The following is a 4,255-nucleotide window of genomic DNA, read 5'->3' as shown; positions in this document are numbered from 1 at the left end:
CGGTCAGCTCCGATTGGGTCAGCAGTGCCACCGGTGCGCTGTCGCCAATCAGGTACTCCAGCCGCTCGCGGGGGTGCGCGGGATCGATCGGCACATACGCGGCGCCAGCCTTGAGCACGGCCAGCAGGCCGGCCAGGGTGTCCAGCCCACGGCGGGCGACGACCGCCACACGGGTGTCGGGGCGCACGCCCAGTGCGATCAGGCGATGGGCCAGGGCATTGGCCTGGGTGTTCAGCGCGTCGTAGGTCAGCGACCGGCCCTCGTGCACTGCCGCCACGTCGTCAGGCCGGGCGCGTACCTGCTGCTCGATGCGCTGATGAATCAACTGCGGCGCCGTCGGCGCGGCCTCGCCAGGGTTCCACTGGTCGAGCTGGCGGGCTTCACCAGGCGTCAGCAGGTCGAAGCCGCCGACGGCGAGATCGGGATTTTCAAGGCCTTGCTCGAGCAGGTGCAGGACATGTTCTCCCAGCGCCTCGATCTCGCGCTGGTCAAACCACGCGCGGTGGCAGACCAGATGCAGCCACGCCTTGCCGTCGAACCGGTTGCTGCGCAGATGAATGGCCAGCGGGGTGTGCTCGTGCCCGTTCGACACCTTGACCGTGTGTGCCAAAGCGTCGCCATAGCGGTAGTCATGGTCGTCCTGTTCGTAGGACACCGACACCTCGAACAGTTGCCCACGCTCTTCGCGCAGCAGGCCGAGGGCGCGATTGAGCTCGCTCAAGGCGAAGCGCTGGTGCCGGAAATCACGCTTGAGCTGATCGCGCACCCCACGCACCAGCTCGGCAAAGCCGGTCTCGCGGGCGAAATCCAGGCGCATGGCGCTCACCTGCGCGAACAATCCCAGGGTGGACTTGAAACGCGCTCCGCCGCGGTTGAGCAGCGGCAGGCCCACCACCCAGTCTTCGCGTTGGGCGGTGCGGCTGAAGTACACATGCAAGGCCGCCAGCAGTACGTGGAACGCCGAGGCCTGATGCTGGGCGGCGAATTGCGCCATGCGCTCATGCAAGGCGCTGGGGAACGCCAGCACCGCGCTGCAGGCAGGCGCCTGGTCACTCGCGCGCCGGTAGTGGTAACGCGATGCGAGCAGTGGCTCAGGCAGGGACTGGTACTTGTGCAGCCAGTAGCTGCGGTCCCGGCCATGGCGGGCCGAGGCCTGGTATCGGGTGTCGTCCTGGACGAACTCGGTATAGGAGGACGCCCTGGACGGCGGTGCCTGACCGGCGACCAAGGCGCTGTAGATTTCGCCCAGCGCCTTGAGCATCTGGCCAAAGCCCCAGCCATCAAGAATCAGGTGGTGGGCCTGGGTGCCGAGCCAGTGCCGGTCGTCAGCCAGCCGCACCAGGCAGAAACGGTACAGCGGGCTGCCATCGAAGGCATGCAACTGCTGCATCTGCGTTCGCATCAGGGTGTGCGCCGCTGCCAGAGGATCGGGCCGGGTACTCACATCGTGCAGGGGCATGGCCACCGGCAACGTCGCGGCGAAGCGCTGCAACGGCAGGCCATCTGCCCCGGCTCCGGGCAGCAGGACCGTGCGCAGGGCGTCGTGGTCGGCCACCAGCCGCTCCAGTGCCTGGTGCAGCACGACCGGGTCGATGGGGCCATGGAGCTCGACGTAACCTCCGATGTTATAGAGCGGTGACTCGCCACGGCTCATCTGGTCGAGCCAGATATCCCGCTGGGCGGCGGTCAGCGGATAGGTGTCGGCGGCAGACATCGGCTTCATAAGATCCTTCTCATGTGATTATCCGCTGATTCAATCATGTGCCCGTCAGGCTGTATGGCCCCCGAAACCCGGACAACCCGCGGAGGCAGCGCCAACTGAAACTCGTGTAGGACAATTGCCACGCCGCATGAAGGCCGATCGCCCACCGGCGCAGAGGACAACAGGCGTTGACCCTTATTCGCAGCGGTCGGCGGGCGAGTGGACGCGGCAAGGGCGAAGCGGGACGCCTCCGAACCGTCCTACACACTAATACGCAATTAGTGACATCTTCTGTCCCGGGTTTCCCCTACAGACCGTGGCAGCGGCACAGGCTTAAATGCCCGCAAACGTTTGCATAGAGGACTCGACGACGAGACCACCCATCGCTCGCCCGAATCAAGGATGACAAGGACATGAAGCGCACAGACTGCATCGAGCCTTTGCAAGGACCGCATTTTTATATGCAACTGGGCCAACTGGTCGCCAGCACCGGTGACGAGGATTTCGCAGGACACATGCTCCAGCTGTTGAATGAGCTGGTGCCCATCGACCGCCTCGACCTCAGCGAATGGGTCCTCGACCCGCGACAGACCCGTATCGCGCGGATCAAGGTGCTTGGCTGCGCGGGCCCCAGCGATACTTTTCCCTCCCCTGAAAACCTGCGCCATCCGTTGCTGCAGAGTGTCATGCAGATGCGCGATCCCTTGCTGATCCAGCTCAAGACCCCGCCCGGCAACCGCCGTGCGGGGGATGGCGCGAACCAGTGCAATCTGGTCTCTCGCAGCGGCAACCGGCGCCGGGTGATCAGCTGTTATCGCCAGCATGGCAAGCGCGCTTTCTCATTGTCGGAGTTGGCGTTCCTGAAGCGCCTGTCCGACACCTTGCTGCCCCTGGTCGAACAGCACGCGCAGTTGGACCCTGACAACATCGGCAGGGCCGCGCCGCTGCTCGATGCCGTCGCCCCTGGCCCCATCCGCCAAGTGTTCCAGGACCGCCTGGCGCGTGAAGACGTACGTCTGTCGCTGCGCGAGCAGGAAGTGTGCGTCGGTTTGCTGAGCGGTGGCACGGTGCCGGAAATGGCCCAGCGCCTCGACGTCAAGGTCAGTTCGGTGGAGACCTATCTCAAGCGTGCCACGGCCAAGCTTGGGGTCAGCGGCCGGCATGGGCTGGCCAAGTGGATGGCGAGTGTTTGAGGGAAGCGGTGTGCGCTAGACTCAAGCAGCACTCCAAAACCTCCTTTCTGAGAGAATCCAGCCAATGCCCCAGACCGTGGCCGCACTGATTCTGGCCGCAGGCTACAGCCGGCGCTTCGGCGGCGATAAACGTCAGCAGCGCCTGGACAACGGCAAGACCCTGCTGGAGGCCAGCCTCGCACTTCCGTGCACGAAGTTCGATGCGGTCTGGCTTGTGCTGCGCCCTGATGAACCGCGGCCTGCATCCCTGCCCGCGACCGTGCGGGTCGTGCAAGCGCCCGGCACTCCCCTGGGCCTGGCCCACAGCATTGCCGCCGGGGTCTCCCAGATTGCCCAGGCCTCCAGTGCCGAGGCCGTGGCGATCTTTCTGGCTGACATGCCGTTCATCACCGCTGCCACGCTGGATGCCTTGCTGGCGACCAGCGACGCCGAGCACATCTGCGTGCCGGTCTGCCAGGGCCGCCCAGGCCATCCCGTGGTGTTCGGCCGCCGCTTCTGGCCAGAGCTGTGCCACCTCGCAGGCGACAGCGGCGCACGTGAGGTCCTGCAGCGCCATCCGGACGCGGTACGCAAGGTGCCGGTCGATGACCCCGGCATCCTGCTCGACATCGACCGGCCAGCAGACCTGCCGGCCCGCCAGCAGGGGCTAGACTGAGAAATGACTTGGCACACTGTGCCGCCGCTGACCATTGAAAGGCATGCAGGGGGACTGCCGCAGCTGGAGGTGTGAGATGAGCCAGTTCAAGCGATTGTTCGTCATGCTCGGCCCGCAGATGCGCCACACGCCTGCCCTGCAAAGGGCCGCGGCGTTGGCCGAATCCAGCGGCGCGCTGCTGGATATCAACGTGTGCGTCGACGATGTCGACACCTTCGGCCTGATGAGCGAGCCGCGCGAGCGCGAGCGGCTGCTTGCCGACATCCGCCTGTGGCTGGCCGACGAATCCGAATACCTGAGCAACGCTGGCCTGGACGTGTCCACCGACCTGCTGCTGACCCGCGACCCGCTGGCCGCGGTGCTGCAGCAGGTGGAACAGCTGGGTTGCGACCTGCTGGTCAAGGATGTGCAGCACGAGCCCGTGCTCAAGCGCCTGCTGGTCACCCCGCTGGACTGGCAACTGCTCAAGGAGAGCCCGGTCGCGGTCCATCTGGTCAGCGAGATTCGCTGCCCGATGCCGCGCCAGATTGCTGCCGCTGTCGACCTGGTCGCCCAGGGTGCGGGTGAAAGCCTGGACGAACAGGTGATCGCCACGGCCCATGCCCTCGCGCTGCAGTGCAACGCCGAGTTTCATCTGCTCCACGTGTGCGACGCGGCCCGCACGCATATCGCCGACTTTGGTGCTGGTACCGTGACCATGCCGGG

Annotated in this window: 4 protein-coding genes; 3 read left to right on the top strand and 1 reads right to left on the bottom strand. The window is 65.7% G+C overall.

The window, feature by feature from the left end; translation table 11 throughout:
- Positions 1-1,723 (bottom strand): condensation domain-containing protein (locus VJS90_RS07195; RefSeq protein WP_324120452.1); only part of this gene is annotated, 1,723 nt, incomplete at its 3' end.
- Between the two features lie 392 nt (positions 1,724-2,115).
- On the opposite strand from VJS90_RS07195, the gene VJS90_RS07190 reads away from it, so the two are divergent.
- From VJS90_RS07190 to VJS90_RS07180, 3 genes are all read left to right on the top strand, one after another.
- Positions 2,116-2,895, top strand: coding sequence for a helix-turn-helix transcriptional regulator (locus tag VJS90_RS07190; protein WP_324120450.1), 780 nt, complete (start codon positions 2,116-2,118; stop codon positions 2,893-2,895).
- Between the two features lie 64 nt (positions 2,896-2,959).
- A complete protein-coding gene (locus VJS90_RS07185; protein ID WP_324120448.1) occupies positions 2,960-3,550 on the top strand; it encodes a nucleotidyltransferase family protein in 591 nt (196 codons plus the stop codon).
- A 76-nt stretch (positions 3,551-3,626) separates the two neighbouring features.
- Positions 3,627-4,255, top strand: a 629-nt coding sequence (locus VJS90_RS07180; RefSeq protein ID WP_324120446.1) for a universal stress protein, incomplete at its 3' end; no start/stop codon positions are given.

The organism is Pseudomonas sp. (genome assembly GCF_035277045.1).
Taxonomy (GTDB): Bacteria; Pseudomonadota; Gammaproteobacteria; order Pseudomonadales; family Pseudomonadaceae; genus Aquipseudomonas.
Note: the sequence above shows the minus strand (reverse complement) of the source record. Positions and strands in the feature narration are given on the sequence as shown.